This window comes from Vibrio tubiashii, assembly GCF_028551255.1.
Classification (GTDB): domain Bacteria; phylum Pseudomonadota; class Gammaproteobacteria; order Enterobacterales; family Vibrionaceae; genus Vibrio; species Vibrio tubiashii_B.
Genome location: NZ_CP117029.1, coordinates 234366 through 251016, shown reverse-complemented (window position 1 = coordinate 251016; position 16651 = coordinate 234366). Strand labels below are relative to the sequence as shown.

The 16651-nt window shown below is 46.8% G+C and carries 16 protein-coding genes; 5 read left to right on the top strand and 11 right to left on the bottom strand.

Annotation, left to right across the window (positions count from 1 at the left end):
* Window positions 1-8: 8 nt before the first annotated feature.
* The 11 genes from rplC to kefG form a co-directional block, all read right to left on the bottom strand.
* Window positions 9-638 (bottom strand): 50S ribosomal protein L3, encoded by a 630-nt coding sequence (gene rplC / locus LYZ37_RS01135; RefSeq protein ID WP_004745874.1) that lies wholly within the window; start codon window positions 636-638, stop codon window positions 9-11.
* A 14-nt stretch (window positions 639-652) separates the two neighbouring features.
* The gene (gene rpsJ / locus LYZ37_RS01130) at window positions 653-964 is read right to left on the bottom strand and encodes a 30S ribosomal protein S10 (RefSeq protein ID WP_004410492.1); all 312 of its coding nucleotides are present in this window, start codon (window positions 962-964) and stop codon (window positions 653-655) included.
* Window positions 965-1578: 614 nt separating this feature from the next.
* Window positions 1579-2316 carry a 23S rRNA (guanosine(2251)-2'-O)-methyltransferase RlmB gene (gene rlmB, locus LYZ37_RS01125; RefSeq protein ID WP_272786166.1) on the bottom strand — a complete coding sequence of 246 codons (738 nt, stop codon included), beginning with the start codon at window positions 2314-2316 and terminating at the stop codon, window positions 1579-1581.
* A gap of 24 nt (window positions 2317-2340) precedes the next feature.
* Window positions 2341-4803, bottom strand: a complete 2463-nt coding sequence (gene rnr, locus LYZ37_RS01120) for a ribonuclease R (RefSeq protein ID WP_272786165.1) — start codon at window positions 4801-4803, stop codon at window positions 2341-2343.
* A 218-nt stretch (window positions 4804-5021) separates the two neighbouring features.
* Window positions 5022-5660, bottom strand: a complete 639-nt coding sequence (gene motX / locus LYZ37_RS01115) for a flagellar protein MotX (protein ID WP_004745868.1) — start codon at window positions 5658-5660, stop codon at window positions 5022-5024.
* A gap of 224 nt (window positions 5661-5884) precedes the next feature.
* Complete coding sequence (locus LYZ37_RS01110) at window positions 5885-7201, bottom strand: adenylosuccinate synthase (RefSeq protein WP_272786164.1); 1317 nt, start codon at window positions 7199-7201, stop codon at window positions 5885-5887.
* A gap of 173 nt (window positions 7202-7374) precedes the next feature.
* Entirely contained in the window at window positions 7375-8316 is a 942-nt protein-coding gene (locus tag LYZ37_RS01105) for an isoaspartyl peptidase/L-asparaginase family protein (protein WP_272786163.1), read from the bottom strand.
* Window positions 8317-8419: 103 nt separating this feature from the next.
* Window positions 8420-9001, bottom strand: a complete 582-nt coding sequence (gene slyD, locus LYZ37_RS01100; RefSeq protein ID WP_004745860.1) for a peptidylprolyl isomerase — start codon at window positions 8999-9001, stop codon at window positions 8420-8422.
* A gap of 93 nt (window positions 9002-9094) precedes the next feature.
* Entirely contained in the window at window positions 9095-9289 is a 195-nt protein-coding gene (locus LYZ37_RS01095) for a YheV family putative zinc ribbon protein (RefSeq protein ID WP_004745859.1), read from the bottom strand.
* An 18-nt stretch (window positions 9290-9307) separates the two neighbouring features.
* Complete coding sequence (gene kefB / locus LYZ37_RS01090; RefSeq protein ID WP_272786161.1) at window positions 9308-11104, bottom strand: glutathione-regulated potassium-efflux system protein KefB; 1797 nt, start codon at window positions 11102-11104, stop codon at window positions 9308-9310.
* Entirely contained in the window at window positions 11094-11681 is a 588-nt protein-coding gene (gene kefG / locus LYZ37_RS01085) for a glutathione-regulated potassium-efflux system ancillary protein KefG (RefSeq protein ID WP_272786160.1), read from the bottom strand. The genes kefB and kefG overlap by 11 nt, the downstream gene beginning before the upstream one ends.
* A gap of 171 nt (window positions 11682-11852) precedes the next feature.
* Here kefG and LYZ37_RS01080 point away from each other — a divergent pair, with 171 nt between their 5' ends.
* The 5 genes from LYZ37_RS01080 (at window position 11853) to LYZ37_RS01060 (ending at window position 16461) form a co-directional block, all read left to right on the top strand.
* Window positions 11853-13775: an ABC transporter ATP-binding protein gene (locus LYZ37_RS01080; protein ID WP_272786159.1), complete on the top strand. Its 1923-nt coding sequence runs from the start codon at window positions 11853-11855 to the stop codon at window positions 13773-13775.
* Complete coding sequence (locus LYZ37_RS01075) at window positions 13772-14251, top strand: TIGR02444 family protein (protein WP_004745855.1); 480 nt, start codon at window positions 13772-13774, stop codon at window positions 14249-14251. Before LYZ37_RS01080 ends, LYZ37_RS01075 begins: the two co-directional genes overlap by 4 nt.
* A gap of 21 nt (window positions 14252-14272) precedes the next feature.
* A complete protein-coding gene (locus tag LYZ37_RS01070) occupies window positions 14273-15250 on the top strand; it encodes a hydrolase (RefSeq protein WP_272786158.1) in 978 nt (325 codons plus the stop codon).
* Between the two features lie 40 nt (window positions 15251-15290).
* Window positions 15291-15503, top strand: coding sequence for a YheU family protein (locus tag LYZ37_RS01065; protein ID WP_171323672.1), 213 nt, complete (start codon window positions 15291-15293; stop codon window positions 15501-15503).
* Window positions 15504-15591: 88 nt separating this feature from the next.
* The gene (locus LYZ37_RS01060) at window positions 15592-16461 is read left to right on the top strand and encodes a phosphoribulokinase (RefSeq protein ID WP_171323674.1); all 870 of its coding nucleotides are present in this window, start codon (window positions 15592-15594) and stop codon (window positions 16459-16461) included.
* Window positions 16462-16651: the final 190 nt, after the last annotated feature.

Genomic DNA, 16651 nt, shown 5'->3' with positions numbered 1-16651 from the left:
CTGAGACGTTATGCTTTAACAGCTGGTTTAACGATCACGTTACCGCCAGTTGCGCCTGGGACTGCACCTTTAATAAGAAGCAGATTGCGCTCAGCGTCAACACGTACGATCTCTAGGTTTTGAGTCGTTACACGCTCAGCACCCATGTGACCTGCCATTTTCTTGCCTTTAAATACGCGACCTGGAGTTTGACATTGGCCAATAGAACCAGGAGCACGGTGAGACAATGAGTTACCGTGAGTCATATCTTGAGTACGGAAGTTCCAACGCTTAACAGCGCCTTGGAAACCTTTACCCTTAGATGTACCAGTAACGTCTACTTTCTTTGTTTCGTTGAATAGTTCAACTGTTAGCTCAGCGCCAACTGCAAACTCTTCACCGTTTTCCAAACGGAATTCCCAAAGACCACGACCAGCTTCAACACCTGCTTTAGCAAAGTGACCTGCTTCTGGCTTAGTTACGCGGTTAGCTTTCTTAGCACCAGTAGTAACCTGGATTGCAGCGTAGCCATCTGTCTCAAGAGTTTTAACTTGAGAAACACGGTTAGCTTCAACCTCAACAACAGTTACTGGGATAGAAACGCCTTCTTCAGTAAATACGCGGGTCATGCCCACTTTACGACCGATTAGACCAATCATTCTTCTAATCTCCCTTAACCTAGGCTAATTTGAACGTCAACGCCCGCAGCAAGGTCTAGACGCATTAGAGCATCAACAGTTTTGTCTGTTGGCTCAACGATGTCGATTAGACGCTTGTGAGTACGGATTTCGTACTGGTCACGTGCTTTCTTGTTAACGTGTGGAGAGATAAGAACTGTGAAACGCTCTTTACGAGTAGGTAGTGGGATTGGACCACGAACCTGTGCGCCAGTGCGCTTAGCTGTTTCAACGATTTCCGCTGTAGAAGCATCGATTAGTTTGTAATCGAAAGCTTTTAGGCGGATACGGATACGTTGGTTCTGCATGAGACAGAGCTCCAATATTAAAAATTACACAAACAATATCGCCACTCAAACTCGTAAAGACGAGAGAATGCCGATTGATTTATGTGAAACCGTAACTTCCAAGATTAGGAAGTATTGTCAGTTAATTTTCGATTAACTACCCCTACATACCAGAATCACGTCTGGGGATAGTTATTCCGAAGAATAAGTAGCTAATTGTATTAACCGCGAACATAAGCTGAGTCTACATTACCTGAAATATCAAAGAGATAAATCAGCTCCTCTTCGCTCATTGGTTCACAACTGGCTTAACCAGTGCGACGCATTATACAGATCACAATTTTACTTGCAAGTGCTGTTTGAAAAATAAACGCAGTAGAGGGAATGGGTGTTGGGAATCGGGATGCGGGAACGGACTTCGTCCTATGGAGAGCTGGAGAGCTGGAGAGCTGGAGAGCTGGAGAGCTGGAGAGCTGGAGAGCTGGAGAGCTGGAGAGCTGGAGAGCTGGAGAGCTGGAGAGCTGGAGAGCTGGAGAGCTGGAGAGCTAAAGTTGACCGTCCTAGTTCAAGAGGTCAACTTCAGTTTTCTCGTAGCGTCGCGCTCCCGTTATCTAGGAGCGCAGCGTTCCGGATTTTTAAGCTAGGCGCTGGCGCACCGCTTCAAATAGACATACGCCTGATGCAACAGAGACGTTTAGACTTGAGACACTGCCTGCCATTGGGATCTTGATTAAGTCATCACAAGTTTCGCGAGTCAGTCGGCGCATACCGTCACCTTCTGCGCCCATGACGATAGCTAGCGAACCTGTTAGCTTTGCTTGATATATGTCGTGTGTCGCTTCACCTGCTGTACCAACAAACCATACCCCCTGCTCTTGCAACGCACGCATGGTGCGAGCTAGGTTAGTCACGCGAACCAAAGGTACAGTCTCTGCTGCGCCACAAGCCACTTTACTGACTGTCGCAGTAATGTTCGCTGATTTGTCTTTAGGCACAATAACCGCCGCAACACCTGCCGCATCAGCGTTACGTAGACAGGCACCTAGGTTGTGCGGGTCTGTGACACCATCAAGAACTAACAGTAGTGGTGACTCATGCTTAGCAAGAATGTTATCTAAGTCATTTTCATTAAGCTGTTTAGCGGGTTTAACACGCGCCATAATACCTTGATGGTTAGCACCGCGTGCTTTGTCATCTAACGTTTTACGAGTCATTTGCTGAATTGAAACACCACACACTTGTAGCTCATTCAGAATCGGCATTAGACGGTCATCTTGACGACCTTTTAGTACGAACGCTTCAATGAAACGCTCAGGTTCACGCTCTAGAACTGCTTTGACTGCGTGAATACCATAGATAAATTCGTTACTCATTTAAAAACCTGTTGGGTTAAATTCTTACTGCGCAGCTTTCTTAGGACGCTTGGCTTTCTTAGGTTTTGCGCCCGGCTTTTTCTTACGCGCCTTGGTCACTTTCGGCTTCTTGCCAGCTCTCGACTCTGATGGCTCCGGACGTTTGGTTGGTTCAACGTCAGGGCTGGCTTTACGGCCTGCTTTGCCACCTTTGGTTGCGGCACGTTTTTTCTCTTTGGCTTTTCTTTTCGCCTCTGCTGCGCGCTTCTTAGCCGTCTTCCCTTCGCCGCGTAGCTTACGACTTGTTTCAACTAATTCAAAGTCAATTTGACGATCATCGAGATTAACGGAAAGCACTTTGACTTTCACTGCATCACCTAATCGATAGATAGCACCAAAGCTTTCACCGATAAGTCTCTGACCAATAGGGTCAAATTGATAGTAGTCATTCGCAAGTGCTGAAATATGCACCAAACCATCAATATGCAGATCGCTAAGACGAACGAAGAAACCAAAACCAGTCACATTGGCGATAACGCCTTCGAGTTCCTCGCCAACATGGTCTTGCATGTATTCACATTTGAGCCAATCAGAAACTTCGCGGGTCGCATCATCGGCACGGCGTTCAGTCATCGAACATTGCTCACCGTAGAAATCCATGTCATCAAATGAATAGTGGCAACCACCGGTTGGTGTCCAGCGATCTTTCAATGTGCCATTTTCTTTGGCAATTAGATATTTAATCGCGCGGTGCAATAGCAAGTCTGGGTAGCGACGAATTGGCGAGGTAAAGTGCGCGTAGCGTTTTAGTGCCAAGCCAAAGTGACCGCAGTTATCTGCGTTGTAGACCGCTTGCTTCATCGAACGCAACAGCATGGTTTGAATCAGCTCTTTGTCTTGGCGCTCGCCAATTTGCTTAACTAAGTCAGCGTAATCGGTTGGTGATGGCTCTAAACCACCATTTAAGTGCAGGCCTAGCTCACCCAAGAAGTCACGGAAACCTTGCAAACGTAGTTCACCCGGAGATTCGTGAATTCGGTACAGTGCCGGTTCTTTTGCTTTTTCAACCAAAGAAGCAGAAGCGATATTGGCTAGGATCATACACTCTTCAATAATCTTATGCGCATCGTTGCGAATCACAGGTTCAATACTGTCAATCTTGCGTTCCGCATTGAAGATAAACTTGGTTTCCACCGTTTCAAATTCAATCGCACCACGGTTATCACGAGCATGCTTAAGTACTTTGTACATCTTATGCAGCTCTTCTAAGTGAGGAACGAGCGGTTCGTATCTTTGGCGCAGCTCTTCATCCCCTTCAAGGATATGGTGTACCTTGTTATAGGTCAGGCGAGCATGAGAGTTCATCACCGCTTCGTAGTGCTTATAGCCAGATAACTTACCCGTCTCGGAGATGGTCATCTCACACACCATACATAGGCGATCGACTTGTGGGTTGAGAGAACATAAGCCATTGGATAACACTTCCGGAAGCATTGGAACCACTTGCGATGGGAAGTAAACCGAGTTACCGCGGTTAATCGCTTCTTTATCTAGTGCGCTGTCTGGGCGAACGTAATAGCTGACATCAGCTATAGCGACCCAAAGTCTCCAACCACCGCTTTTCTTTTTCTCACAGAAAACAGCATCGTCAAAGTCGCGAGCATCTTCACCATCGATAGTCACCAGTGGCAGCTCGCGCAGGTCTACCCTGCCAGCTTTTGCCTCTTCTGGAACTTCTTCACCAAGTCCTTCGATTTGCTTATCGACCGCTTCAGGCCACTCATGAGGAATTTGGTGAGTACGGATCGCAATTTGTGTCTCCATCCCAGGTGCCATGTTTTCACCCAAGACTTCAACCACTTTACCCATCATGCCGCGAGAACGAGAGCCACGATCGGTAATTTCAATCACCACAACATTACCCATACGCGCCCCTGCACGTAAGTCATTCGGGATCAGGATGTCTTGGCTAATACGCGAATCATCGGGCACCACATATGAGTATCCATATTCCATAAAGAAGCGGCCAACGATTTGCGTCACGCGCTCTTCAAGTACCCGAACTAGGCGCCCTTCCTTACGGCCTCGCTTTGAGTTCTCTGTGGGTTGGACTAAGACATAGTCACCGTGGATGATGTTTTTCATTTGGTGATGAGGAAGTACGATGTCGTTATCTTTGCCGACGCTTCCCTCAGGACGCACCCAGCCATGACCATCTTTATGACCAATCACATAGCCTTTCACCATTTCTAGCTTCTCTGGTAAGGCGTAGCATTGACGGCGAGTGAAGACCAGTTGCCCATCACGCTCCATGGCACGCAGTCGACGACGTAAGCCTTCGTAATGATCTTCTCCTTTCAGCTTTAAAGCTTCAAAGAGATCATTGCGGTTCATTGGAACGCCAGCTTGGCTGAGGAACTCAAGTATAAACTCACGGCTTGGGATCGGGTTTTCATAATTTTCCGATTCACGAGCTGCAAATGGGTCATTATGGATATTGTCTGACATAGGCACGCCTAACTAACAAGGAAGGATTTAATCCTAGTATATCCGAGTCCAGAGGTAAGCTACAGGTAAGTTACTTTAATTTCGTTGTTTTTCACGCGTAGTAAAAGAGAGCTCCGCTATCTAAGCGCAATAAAATTGCCCAGCAAGTGCTGGGCAATTTAGTTTCTATCGCAACCGACCGAGTGCAGTAAGTCAGGTGCATTTTAACTATTTAGCAGTTACCAGAAGGTATCGCGCTTTTTCGCTCTGGCGATGATGTTCTGAGGCATGCGCCTCTCTAAGCCTTGCCTTAACACACTAATGCGTTTGTGTACCCGCTGATCAGCCGTGACTGAATTATAAAGCCAACGATAGGCGTCTTCATAATCAAGCGGACTACCATAATCACGTAGCAGCAGCTCTGCTAAGTGAATACGCGCATTGAGATTGCCCATAGCCGCCGCTTCACGCAAGTAAGGAATCGCGCGCTCTTTATCTTGCTGAACTAAGGTACCACGCGAATAATAACGACCAATCTGCTCTAGAGCAGCCGGCAAACCTTGGTGGGCAGCATTTTCCATGTAGTAGAGACCTAGCTCTACATCTTGATTGACACACACGCCCCACGCCAACATATCTCCGTATAAAAATTCATACGCAGGCAAGCTGATTCGAGTCGCACGAGCCACAATATCTTCAACAAGCTGACAGTTATCGGCTTTTACACGCTCTAAATGTTGGTTGTTGTTGATGAGTTTAATTAGTTCGGCTTCGGTATATATAGGTATTGGCTCACCGATATCAGGCAACTCATTTGCCTGTACCCATGAGGCACTTAACGCCAACACCATCGAAGCAGCTAATTTTCTTAGCTTCATTTTCTGCACTCTTAACTTCGACCATTGATGTTTTTTCGTCAACATCAGATTTGCCGCAAACACGGCAAGCTTGATACTAGTATCGGCAATCAATGCTAACTCTTTAATCAAAATTGCCGTTCTATGGCAAATTGTTGCCGTAAGTTAAGGGAATCGCAAGAAAAATTGGTTATAAAAAAACCGGCGATAAACGCCGGTTTTTAAAATTGCTGAACAATCAGGGATTAAGCCTGGTAAGGGTGAACCTTAATAATTGTTTCGTTACGGTCTGGACCAGTAGAAATGATGTCTACAGGTACACCCGTTAGCTCTTCGATACGCTTGATGTAATCTAGAGCTGCTTGTGGAAGCGCGTCTAGAGACTTAGCACCAAATGTTGTCTCAGACCAACCTGGCATAGTTTCGTAGATTGGCGTCGCTTCTTCGAATGACTCTGCAGCCATTGGAGAAACTTCTAGGATAGAGCCATCTTTCATCTTGTAACCAGTACAGATCTTGATCTCTTTTAGACCATCAAGAACGTCTAGTTTAGTCAGACACATACCTGTTAGAGAGTTGATTTGGATTGCACGGCGCATTGCCACTGCATCGAACCAACCTGTACGACGTAGACGACCTGTTGTTGCACCAAACTCGTGGCCAACATCACCTAGGTGCTTACCTACTGGGTCTTGCTTGTCTTGACCATCGTAAAGCTCAGTTGGGAATGGACCTGAACCAACGCGAGTACAATAAGCCTTAGTAATACCAAGGATGTAACCGATGTGGCGAGGACCGAAACCAGAACCTGCAGCAACACCACCAGCAGTCGTGTTAGATGAAGTTACGTATGGGTATGTACCGTGGTCGATGTCTAGTAGAGTACCTTGAGCACCTTCGAACATTACCTTGTCGCCGCGCTTACGTGCTGCGTCTAGTTCGTCAGTTACGTCCATAACCATAGAGGTTAGTAGGTCAGCGTAACCCATGCACTGCTCAAGAACTTCATCGTAGCTTACTGTTTCAGCTTTGTAGAAGTGCTCTAGTTGGAAGTTATGGAATTCCATTACTTCTTTTAGTTTCTCAGCGAACATTTCTTTATCGAAAAGGTCACCAACGCGAAGACCGCGACGAGCAACTTTATCTTCGTAAGCTGGACCGATACCACGACCAGTTGTACCAATCGCTTTAGCACCACGAGCGATTTCACGCGCGTTGTCGATAGCGATGTGGTAAGGAAGAATTAGAGGACAAGCTTCAGAAACGAAAAGACGCTCACGAACCGGGATACCACGCGCTTCAAGAGGCTTCATTTCTTTAAGAAGTGCTTCAGGCGATAGTACAACGCCGTTACCGATAACACATTTTACGTTATCGCGTAGGATGCCTGATGGAATTAAGTGAAGAACGGTTTTTTCACCGTCAATTACAAGAGTGTGACCTGCGTTGTGACCGCCTTGGTAGCGAACCACATACTTTGCATCTTCAGTTAAAAGGTCAACAATTTTACCTTTACCTTCGTCACCCCATTGGGTGCCCAGAACGACTACGTTATTTCCCATCTTTCCAGTATCTGTTGCTAGTTAAAAATGGATTCTAGCACTGAATCACATTTCTTGCAGTCATTTTTTAATCATCTAAGCGTAATACCGCTTAAATAAAGGGGCGACTCAGCTAACGTCGAATGATATCAGCGACTTAATAGCACTCTTGCTGGATTCAAGTCGCTTACTAGCTACTCATCTGCGTAGATTTTCACGCTAAAGCGACCATTTGCGTCGATGCCTGCTCGGTACATGCCACTGCTGTTCATCGCAAAATGGAGCTGTCCTTGGGCATCAACGGCAATCAGACCACCTTCTCCGCCCATCTCTTTGAGCTCTCCTTGAATAATCGTCTCACATGCAGTGGCTAAATCTTCTTTCAAGTAACGCATTCTTGCGGCAACATCGCCCGCGACAGTTTGACGAATGAAGAACTCTCCCATTCCTGTGGTGGAAACAGCAACATTGCCATTTTCAGCAAATGTCCCAGCGCCAATGATCGAAGAGTCACCTACCCTGCCATATTTCTTGTTAGTCACACCCCCAGTGCTGGTTGCCGCCGCAATATTGCCTTGCTGATCCAGTGCTACCGCCCCTACAGTGCCGTATTTCTTATCATCGGGGTATTTAGACTCCGACAAAGCAAACAAGCCTTTCTCTTTCATCGATAGCAGCTGCTCATAGCGGCGGTCAGTGAAAAAATAGTCCTGCTCGGTGAACTCGTAACCATGCTCGAATGCAAACTCCTCGGCCCCTTCACCAATCAGTAAGACATGGTTGCTCTTGTTCATCACATCTCGTGCAAGCTCGATAGGATTTTTGATATGACGAACACCTGCCACGGCACCGGCATTTTTATCTTTGCCGTGCATGATAGAGGCGTCCATTTCAACCATCTCTTTATGAGTTAAGACAGAGCCCTTGCCTGCATTAAAGTTAGGTGAGTCTTCGAGCACTTTAACCGCGGCAACGACCGCATCAAGCGCATCACCCGACTGAGCTAGAATGCTATGCCCAGCGCGAACCGATGCTTCAAGGTCAGCTAGGATGGAAGCCTTTAACTCTTCGCTCATTTGATCACGTAATATAGTTCCGGCTCCGCCATGAATGGCGATTGAGAATGGTTGAGTCATCGACGGCTCTCCTAACAACGAGTTGACTGATAAGTTAATAACAAAAAAGGCGTTTCCCGTACAGCGGGAAACGCCTTTTACAATCTAGTTCTAAGCTAACGGATTAATGAGAACCGCAGCTACCGCCACCGCAGCAGCCATCTTTCTTCTCTTCACCGTGATCATGGCCTTCGCCACCACAACAACCACCTTCGTGATCGTGGTCGTGACCACAGCCACCAGCTTGGTGAACATGACCGTGCTCAACTTCTTCTGCTGTCGCTTCACGTACCGCTACAACTTCAACGTCGAAAGTCAGAGTTTGACCCGCAAGCATGTGGTTACCATCAACAACCACTTCGTCGCCATCAACTTCAGTCACTTCTACAGGGATTGGGCCTTGGTCAGTATCCGCTAGAAAACGCATGCCTACTTCGATTTGCTCAACACCTTGGAATACATTTGCAGGAACACGTTGTACAAGTGCGTCGTTGTGCTCACCGTATGCTTCTTCTGGAGAAACGGTTACAGAGAACTTAGCGCCTGCTTCCTTACCTTCTAGTGCTGTTTCAAGACCAGTGATTAGGTTGTTGTTGCCATGTAGGTAATCTAGTGGCGCATCAGCCGTAGACTGATCAACAACAACACCGTCTTCCAATTTCACTTGGTAAGCAAGGCTTACAACTACGTTCTTTTCAATTTTCATATTTACTCCAAGGAGAATAAAGGACCTTAGCCCAAACTAAGGTCTATTAACTTTCTACGGGGGGTATTATGGGGATGATTTATAGAAACACAATCAATCGGGCTTAAAAATGCCGATCATTTCTTGACCGCCATGCTCTGTTTTCTCAACGGACTGAGGCTGACGTTGGTCTTGGTGACCACATTCAACACATTCTACTAACTCAATATTATTCTCTATCCACCAGCGCAAAGTGTCTTGTGCTGAACACTTAGGGCAGCTGGCGCCTGCGATAAATCTTTTTTTCATCTGTTTTGTTTCACTAGTTTAATCCCAGAAGTTTTTGGCTTGTTGATCGCTCTCTAGCTCTCGACCAAATATCTCTTCCAGTTCTTTACGGGCTTCTTTGGCTCTTTGGGCCAATTGTTTGTCATCATTGTGCTGAGGCAGCAATTCTTTGAGCATAGCATTATCAAGCTTTCTAAAATGCGCTTCCGCTCGCTTTGCTTGATACGGATGCATGCCTAAATTGATCAAGGTTTGACGACCAAGATCCAAGGCACCTAAGAAGGTTTCTCGGGAGTAGTTGTCTACCCCATGACTCAGAAGTTGATAAGCTTCGACGCGACTTCGAGCACGTGCCAGCAATTTCAAATCAGGGAAATGGGTTTGGCACAACTCAACTATTTGCATGATCTCGTCTGGCGAATCAGTACAGATAACCATGGCCTCTGCTTTATCTGCCCCCGCCGCACGAAGTAAATCGAGCTGAGTCGCGTCGCCATAAAAGACTTTATAGCCATATTTACGCAGCAACTGGATTTGGCTGGCATCACTTTCTAGGACGGTCACTTTGATCTTGTTGGCATACATCAAACGGCCAATGATCTGACCAAAACGACCGAAGCCTGCGATGATGACTCTTGGCTGCTTATTAATCACATCACTGCGCAGAGCCTCAACTGATTCTGTATTTAAGCCACGGGCATACCATTTATTTTGTGCCATCAGCAGCAGTGGCGTCGTGACCATAGACAAACTCACTACCACTAACAAAAAGGCGGTTTGCTCTTGGTTGATTAAGCCTTCGCTGCTTGCGGCAGTAAAGATAACGAAAGCAAACTCACCACCTTGGCTAAGTATTGCTGCCATCTTGCTGCGAGCTTTGGCGCTGCTGCCCGCTAGTCGTGCCAGAAGGTAAAGAATCAATCCCTTAACGATAACTAATCCGACAACGGCAGCTAATACAGTGAAAGGCTCTAAAGCCAATAGTCCTAAGTTGACCGCCATACCAACTGCAATGAAGAACAAACCGAGTAGTAAACCTTTAAATGGTTCAATCGCTATCTCAAGTTCATGACGATATTCGCTTTCTGCTAGCAGCACTCCTGCTAAGAAGGTGCCAAGTGCCATAGACAGACCTAATTGTTTCATCAGCAGCGCGATACCAATGACCAATAACAGTGCCGCGACTGTGAACAATTCTCTAACGCCACTGAGCACCACATAACGAAATAGAGGTCTTAGTAGGAAATGACCACCAACCAGCAGTCCACCGACACCACCTAGCATCCACAACGCATCGAGCCAGTTACCTGCTGTATTCCCGGCTAGGACCGGAAGAATCGCGAGCATGGGAATGACCGCAATATCTTGGAATAACAGAACCGCAAAACCAGACTGTCCGGTCTCGCCACCTGCTAACCCTTGTTCTTCGATGACTCGTAGGGCGATAGCGGTAGAAGACAGCGCTAAGCCCATGCCAATCACAAGACTGGTTTGCCAAGACGTTCCTGCCAGATAAGCAACACATGACAAAACTAAAGTAGTGACAACAACTTGCGCCCCGCCAAGCCCTAATATGGGGCCTTTCATTTGTAAGAGCTTTTTCGGGTTCAGTTCCAAACCGATCAGAAACAGCAGCAGGACGACACCAAACTCAGCAAAATGGAGAATGGCCTCAACATCGCGGATCAAACCTAGCCCCCAAGGACCAATAGCAACACCCGCAAGCAAATAGCCCAGCACTGAGCCAAGACCCAATCGCTGAGCAATCGGCACGGCAATTACCGCAGCCGTCAGAAAGATCACACTACTCTGGAGAAAATCACTTTCAAGCGCCATTCCCACCCCCTACTACTTGTTCAGTATAGGTTAGCAATGGATTATTCAGCCATTGACGATAGGTCTCCGCATGTTGATAGCGTTCCATTTCACTGACATTACGCGCCCAATAGAGCACCAAAGGCTCAATCCACTCCATCTGACACAGCGCCGCTGTTAGCTCAAACGGCTGCAGAATTTCATCGAGCGGATAACGGTTGTAACCGGAGCGCCCAAAAGCTTCTTCTTTGCCTCCGGTGGTAATCACGCTGCGCCAGTATTTTCCTTTCAGCGCTTCCCCCTTGCCGTAGGCGAACCCCTTACCGAGAACTCGGTCGAACCACTCTTTAAGCAAAGCGGGGCAAGAGTACATATAAAGAGGATGGTGGAACACAATCACATCGTGTTCTTCAAGCAATTGCTGCTCTGCCGGAACATCAATAAAAAAATCTGGGTAATGCGCGTAAAGATCGTGCACGAGGACGTGATCAAGCGATTCAATCTTCTTGATCATCATTTGATTAGCCACAGAGGTCTGTGACTCTGGGTGGGCATAAAGCACCAACACTTTAGGCTTGTCGGATGATAAAGTCTGCATTCCTTCGACAGCAATCCTTAATGTTATGAATAGCCAATTATGACTGTTTTTATTGTCATTTATCGTTATCAGTTTGTTATACGTTGTTAGTGGCAATAACGCAACGATCGACATAACTCGTTAACTAACCTACTATTCGTCGCAATACGAGCAAAGACAAAGCAAAAGATTATGATTACCTTCTCTGGCATCCAGCTTCTTCGAGGTGGCAAACCACTTTTAGATCAAGCTTCGGCGACCATTCACCCAGGCGATAAAGTCGGTCTAGTCGGCAAAAACGGTTGTGGTAAATCGACCCTATTCGCCCTCATCAAAGACGAACTCTCTATTGACGCGGGTAACTTCAGTAAGCCGGCGCACTGGGAAATGGCTTGGGTGGCACAGGAAACCCCTGCACTGGAGCGCAGTGCGATTGAGTATGTCATTGATGGTGACCGTGAATACCGCCGCTTAGAATCAGAACTGGAGACGGCAGAGCAACAGGATAAAGGCACTTTGGTCGCCGAAATCCATGGCAAGATTGAAACCATTGGTGGCTACAGTATTCGCGCACGCGCCGCAGAGCTACTCGATGGTTTAGGCTTTAGCCAAGTTCAGATGAGCTGGAACCTCACTCAGTTTTCCGGTGGTTGGCGTATGCGCCTTAACCTTGCACAAGCACTGCTTTGTCGCTCGGATCTTTTGCTACTCGATGAGCCAACCAACCACTTAGATCTTGATGCTGTTATGTGGCTCGAACGCTGGCTACAGAACTACCCTGGCACGCTTGTCCTTATCTCTCACGACCGTGATTTCCTAGATCCTATCGTGGGTCGCGTTATTCATGTCGAAAACCAGCAACTCAATGAGTACACGGGTAACTACTCTTCGTTCGAAGATCAGCGCGCGCAAAAGCTTATCTTGCAGCAAGCTCAATTTGAAAAGCAGCAAAAGCAAATGTCGCATATGCAAAGTTATATCGACCGCTTCCGCTATAAAGCCTCAAAAGCTCGCCAAGCACAAAGCCGTATTAAAGCTCTTGAGCGTATGGAAAAAGTGCTACCTGCGCAGCTTGATAACCCGTTCAGTTTCCAGTTCCGCGATCCCGAGGCATTGCCAAACCCAATCATCATGATGGATGAAGTGTCGGCGGGCTATGGTGACAATCTGATTTTAGAAAAGATTCGCCTTAACCTAGTCCCTGGTAGTCGCATTGGTCTTCTCGGTCGAAATGGTGCAGGTAAATCAACGCTCATCAAATTGCTCTCGCGTGAACTTATTCCTCAGGGCGGCGATTTAACCTACTCACAAGGCGTCAAGATTGGCTACTTTGCTCAGCACCAGTTGGAAACGCTGCACCCTGAAGAAACACCACTGCAACATATGATGCAAATCGCCCCAGATAAGAACGAGCTTGAACTGCGTAACTATTTAGGCAGTTTTGGCTTCCAAGGTGAAAAAGCGCTAGAAAAAGTCGCACCATTTTCTGGTGGTGAGAAAGCACGCCTAGTACTGGCTTTAATCGTATGGCAAAAGCCTAATCTGTTGCTTCTCGATGAACCAACTAACCACCTTGACTTGGATATGCGTCAAGCGCTCACGATGGCTCTGCAAACCTTTGAAGGTGCCATGGTGATTGTTTCGCACGACCGCTACTTGTTACGTGCAACCACAGATGACTTGTATCTTGTACATGACCGCCAAGTTGCACCATTTGATGGCGACCTAGCTGATTACTACAAGTGGTTGACGGAACAACAAAAAGCCGAGCGCCGAGAGGCTCAAGCTCAGCAACCAGAGAAAAGCTCTGTAAACAGCGCGGCGGCAAAGAAAGACCAAAAACGTCGTGAAGCCGAGTTCCGCAAGCAAACGGCACCAATTCGCAAAAACCTGACAAAACTTGAAGAAAAAATGGATAAGTTGGGCGTTAAACTTGCGGAAGCAGAAACGCAATTATCAGATAACTCACTTTATGATGCCGAAAATAAAGCTAAACTTAACGAAGTGTTAGCTATTCAGGCCAATAGCAAAAGTGAGCTAGAAGATGTCGAAATGGAATGGATGGCTCTGCAAGAAGAGCTAGAGAATATGGAGCAGGAGTTCAATAGCCAATGAGTTCAAAGCACGTCGCTATTTCTTTAACACTGGAACGGTTGTGGCAATTTAGCTTGCAGTACTACAGTGTGCGAGAAGTAAAAGAGGCGTGCCTCCATCTGCAAAACCATTTCAAAGGTAACGTTAACCTACTCCTGCTGCTTAAATGGCTCGACGAGCAGCAGGTTTGCTTTCAAGAGCAAGACTGGCACAAGGTTGAAGAATGTCTTGGGCGCTCAGAAGCCTTACTGCACAGTTACCGCGAGCTAAGACGAAAACTCAAGCTCCACCTCCCAGATACCTTGTATCGTGAATCACTGCAATTTGAGCTGCAATTAGAAAAGCAGCAACAATCTGATCTGGTCGATTGCATCAACAGTATTGAACTTACAGTGAATCACGCAGAGCCCCTTACTTTACGTTACTGCCGCCAATTAGGCGGTGAACAGCTGTATGAGGCTTTCGCTGAACCTATCGACGATATTGCCAATCTCTAAGCCCTAAGCTTTGGAACCGTTATGACTCATTTTGTTGCCGCTAAAGGATTAGCCAACCCACACCTACAAACGCTTGCTCCGCGCTTTATTCGCAAAAAAGCCCTGTTTGAACCAATCTGGCAAACCTTAGATACTCCGGATGGAGACTTCCTCGATATCGCTTGGAGTGAAGATATCAATGGCAAGTCAGCCAAAAACAAGCCGATTTTTGTTTTGTTCCACGGTTTGGAAGGATGTTTCTACAGCCCGTATGCTAATGGTTTGATGGATGCTTTTGCTAAGCAAGGCTGGCTGTCGGTGATGATGCATTTTCGTGGCTGTAGCGGTAAGCCCAACAAACTTGCTCGCGCCTATCACTCAGGAGAAGTTGAAGACGCCCGTTTCTTCCTTGAGCATCTAGATTCGCTGTTCCCACAACAAACCAAAGTCGCGGTCGGGATTTCTCTTGGCGGTAATATGCTGGCCAACTACCTCGCTAAATACAATCAAGATCCTTTGCTTGATGCCGCCACTATAGTGTCTGCGCCACTCGACCTGTCTGCCTGCTCTGAGCGCATCGAACAAGGCTTTTCCAAGCTGTATAAAAACTATCTCCTATCATCGCTGAAGAAAAGCGCACTGCAAAAGCATCAACTGCTGAAAGGGGAGCTTGGATTGAGCTATCAAAACATCAAGCGCGTGACTAAACTGTACGAGTTTGATGACCTGATCACCGCCCCGCTACATGGTTTCAAGGACGCAGAAGACTATTATCAGCGCTGCTCGGGCATCCATCGCCTAAAAGAAATCACTCTACCCACACAGATCATCCATGCGAAAGACGATCCGTTCATGACCGATGCTGTGATTCCAAAATATGTCTTGCCTGATAACATTGACTACCGACTGTTTGAACAAGGTGGGCATGTTGGTTTTGTTACCGGCAGTGCGTTAAAACCGAGGTTTTGGCTCGAAGAGGCACTACCTGCATACTATGAAAGTTTGGCTCTCTCTGCGTAGCCAATCACCTTGGCCTAAATCATAAAATAAAGAGGTATTTATGATCGTTCCATGGCAACAAATCGAGCCAGCAACACTAGAAAATCTCATTCGTGAGTTCGTCCTGCGTGAAGGGACTGACTACGGGGATGTCGAGATCTCGCTGCAAGACAAAGTCGATCAAATACGTACCCAGTTGGAATCAGGGGAAGCGGTTGTTGTGTTCTCTGAACTGCACGAAACCGTTGATATTCAACTCAAACGAAAGTTTTAGTACTTTAGCGCATCGCATACAGTGACTGACCACTAAAGCGTGCTATAGTGGTTTTCGTTTAAAGGATTAGATTACGACAAGGTTTGTCATGTCAGCAAAACACCCGATTATTGCGGTTACTGGTTCCTCTGGAGCTGGTACCACAACGACTTCTGAAGCTTTCCGCAAGATGTTCAATATGATGAACGTTAAACCTGCATGGGTTGAAGGCGATAGCTTCCACCGCTTTACGCGCCCTGAGATGGATGTTGAAATCCGTAAGGCACGTGAGCAAGGTCGCCATATCAGTTACTTTGGCCCTCAGGCGAACGACTTCAATGGACTTGAAGAGTTCTTCCGCAAATACGGTCAAGAAGGCGTCGGTCAAATCCGCCGTTACCTGCATACGTTCGATGAAGCGGTTCCATACAACCAAATGCCAGGCACCTTTACGCCTTGGCAAGATCTGCCAGAAAACTCCGACGTACTGTTTTATGAAGGTCTACATGGCGGTGTTGTCGATGGCGAGGTTAACGTATCACAGCATGTTGATTTTCTGATTGGCATGGTGCCTATCGTGAACCTTGAATGGATTCAGAAATTCGTTCGAGATACCCGTGATCGTGGTCACTCACGTGAAGCGGTGATGGACTCTATCGTCCGTTCAATGGATGACTACCTGAACTACATTACTCCCCAATTTTCTCGTACTCATATTAACTTTCAGCGTGTCCCTACTGTCGACACATCTAACCCGCTTAACGCCAAAGGCATTCCGAGTTTAGATGAGAGTTTTGTTGTTATCCGATTACGAGGCATTAAAAACGTAGATTACCCATATCTACTGGCAATGATTGATGGGGCATTTATGTCGCGTCATAACACGATTGTTGTCCCTGGCGGTAAGATGAGTTTTGCCATGGAGCTAATCGTTAAACCGATACTTCAACAGCTCATCGAAACGGGCAAAATTGGATAATACCCACAGCTAGAACACGATTACTTTTCATACCGTGATCATGTGCACAGTTTTGCGTACTAAAACCCCAGTTGTACCCGATTAAAATCAAGAAATCGTTTTCGAAAAAGGATACTATTTCTTACCGAAACACAAGTTGGCTTGCAGCATTTGTAAAGTGCTCTTATCCTAGTAAGTCTTGATTAAGGCT